This window comes from Mesorhizobium sp. M1A.F.Ca.ET.072.01.1.1 (assembly GCF_004023325.1).
Taxonomy (GTDB): Bacteria; Pseudomonadota; Alphaproteobacteria; order Rhizobiales; family Rhizobiaceae; genus Mesorhizobium.
Map to the genome: position 1 here is coordinate 1 of NZ_RZSF01000600.1, position 1,787 is coordinate 1,787.

Below are 1,787 nucleotides of genomic sequence, written 5' to 3' on the forward strand. Positions count from 1 at the left end.
CGCCGAAAGGGCTCGACGAATGGGCGAGCCGCGTCAAGACCTGGGCGGAAGGCGGGCAGCCGGCCGACCTGCCGCGCGCCGATCCCAAGACCGACGCGCCGGTCAAGCCGCGCGACGTGTTCGCCTATTTCATAAGCGAGGGCAAGGTGCGCGCGCCCTTCGGTGCCATGGCATTGATGAAGCGCGTGGCGGCCTAAACTGCCGCGGCTCTTTGTTGGAACGCCGGAAGTTTGCCCGGCGCCGAACGCCGTCGGCGGTTGGCTTGTCGGAACCTGCCGGCCATGTTGACCGTTCTGTCCCAGCCGATCGCGAGGTCGGCGGAGGGTTATCTCGCCGAAAGATCGGTACGGCGACCTCGCGAAACGCTCGCCACATCCCGCAGCGTCGGAAAGGAGCGAGGGAAGATGACCGTCATCCTCGGTGCGTTGCTTACCATCGCAGGCGTCGTCTACATGGCAGGCGCCACTTTGAGGCGCGGACGCCTGAGTGACCCAGCATCTACAGCCCCGGATCGTCCGGCGCCGAACCTGGCAACACCAGGCCCCACGCTGGAGCCGCGACGACGCGGACTCCGTTTCCTCGGCCTGTCTCAGAATTGGCCAGGTCTGGTGATGATGGCCGTCGGCATCATACTGCTGTTGTCGGTGTTCGTCCTCTGACCTTACGGAATGTCGGAGTCTTCGCTCGCAGCCGCGTGCTCGACATCCACCGCTGCGCTTGAAGCTCAGAGCAATTCCGGAACGGTTGAAGTCTTGCTGCTCAGGCCGTCAGTGGTGCCCGATTACTTCGTTATAGGCGTCGAGGTCAACGTAAAAAACCTTGGTTATTTCGCCGAGCAGATCATCCTCGTCGTAGCCCTGCGACATCAGGATGTTGATCGCCGTCATGATATCGACGCGCTCGGTCAGTCGCCGCTTCTGATAGTCCTCGACAAAACGTTCCATCGCCTTCCCCTGGCAAGCTTTTGTTGGACGCATCGACCGACAATCACTGCGGGGAAAGCTAGGCGAGCTTGCTTGCGCGGACCTTGCGGGCGGAGCCCGCGCCATCCCCTTCATCTCGACTGATACGGAAAGAGCCCGACTCACCAAGGCCATGGAAAGACTAGCATGCGCTATTGGCCACACCAGAGCCGTCGAACACTTCGTCATCCTTCCGCGTAACGACGCGAACCGAAGCGAAGATCCAAGGATCCATTCCGTTACTAGGAAGCGTCATCAACGGTGCATAATCAGCAATGATCTAGGCGTCCGCACGAGGAATCTATTCTGCATCGCGAGACCGGCGACGGCGTGCGTAGCTTCGGCCGCATCACCAGCGCCCGCCCGAGTGGTGAGCTGCCGCTGGTCACCGCACAGGTCGCCGCCGCGCCGCGAAGGCATCTGCCTCAGCACCGCAAACACCTCGAAGACATGCGAAGGAATGTTGCGGTCGCCGCGCTGAAGCGGCGCGAAGCCGGACTTCAGATTTTCGAGGACCGTGAGCAGCGGAGAAATCTCCCTGCCCTGCGGCACGATGCGATGCCCGACCGGGCGCGGTCATACGCCGCGCTCCGGTCGAGCGCCTTCCCCTCGAAGGCAACCCTTCCGCTCGTCAACCGGTGATGGTTGACGATCCGATCTCATCAAACTGGGTTGCAAGCGACGTGCCAAACGCGGACGCATGCGGGGATCAGGAGAAATAGTCATTGAATACAAACGCTTAGCGCTTGACAAGCGAATAAAACGACGCCGATCAAGCACCCTGGGTTTGAGAAAACGTTGCGCAGCTCTGCCTAGATTTTGCCC

The 1,787-nt window shown here is 61.4% G+C and carries 3 protein-coding genes and 1 pseudogene; 2 read left to right on the plus strand and 2 right to left on the minus strand.

What is annotated here, in order from left to right; all coding sequences use genetic code 11:
• Positions 1 to 197 (plus strand): annotated as a pseudogene (locus tag EOA32_RS36770) (DUF72 domain-containing protein); the annotation flags it as partial.
• Between the two features lie 207 nt (positions 198 to 404).
• Complete coding sequence (locus EOA32_RS36775; protein WP_067320133.1) at positions 405 to 659, plus strand: hypothetical protein; 255 nt, start codon at positions 405 to 407, stop codon at positions 657 to 659.
• Positions 660 to 767: 108 nt separating this feature from the next.
• On the opposite strand, the gene EOA32_RS36780 is transcribed toward EOA32_RS36775, so the two are convergent.
• Positions 768 to 944 carry a hypothetical protein gene (locus EOA32_RS36780; protein WP_082953673.1) on the minus strand — a complete coding sequence of 59 codons (177 nt, stop codon included), beginning with the start codon at positions 942 to 944 and terminating at the stop codon, positions 768 to 770.
• 273 nt (positions 945 to 1,217) lie between these two features.
• Positions 1,218 to 1,514, minus strand: a complete 297-nt coding sequence (locus EOA32_RS40480; RefSeq protein WP_245499526.1) for a hypothetical protein — start codon at positions 1,512 to 1,514, stop codon at positions 1,218 to 1,220.
• Between the last annotated feature and the right edge of the window lie 273 nt (positions 1,515 to 1,787).